Source organism: Pedobacter sp. ASV12 (genome assembly GCF_016429155.1).
Taxonomy (GTDB): domain Bacteria; phylum Bacteroidota; class Bacteroidia; order Sphingobacteriales; family Sphingobacteriaceae; genus Pedobacter.
Genome location: NZ_JAELUC010000240.1, coordinates 1 through 529, shown reverse-complemented (window position 1 = coordinate 529; position 529 = coordinate 1). Strand labels below are relative to the sequence as shown.

1 pseudogene is annotated in these 529 nt (G+C 59.9%); it reads right to left on the bottom strand.

Annotated elements, in window-relative coordinates:
- Positions 1–529 (bottom strand): annotated as a pseudogene (locus JHD69_RS20105) (DUF6443 domain-containing protein); the annotation flags it as partial.

Below are 529 nucleotides of genomic sequence, written 5' to 3'. Positions count from 1 at the left end.
AGATGTGTATAAGAGACAGGCATAGTAGTCGTCGGCCTGCAGGGGCTGCAGCTGGCCCGTAACCGGGTGCCTGTTGAAGGTGTACCGCACGTTGCCCAGGTGGTCGGTCAGGTTGTATTCGTAGCTGTAGCTGCCCCCGCCCCTGCGTGCAATCCCCTCTTCGGTCTGGATGAAGTCGATCGTGCCGTTGGTGTACTGGATGCCGTCTACGTAGTCCGTGGCCGTGCCGGTGGTACCGTTCACCTTCTTCAGCTTGGCTCCGGTGGCATCGTAGACGTAGCTGAGGTTCAGCCCGCTTTTTACGGCGCTTACCGGCAGGTTCAGGTAGTTGTAGGCCAGCGTTACGCCGTTCCTGCCGTCTGTGGTGGCGTTGCCGTTGCCGTCGTAGGTGTAGGCACCCGTAGCCAATGCCCCGCCCGTAATACCAGTCAACTGGTTGCCGGCATAGCTGTAGGTTCCGGTCTTGGTCGTGGTGCCGTCAAACCTGCTCAGCGAAGCGATGTTGCCCATCGCATCGTAGGACAGCGTT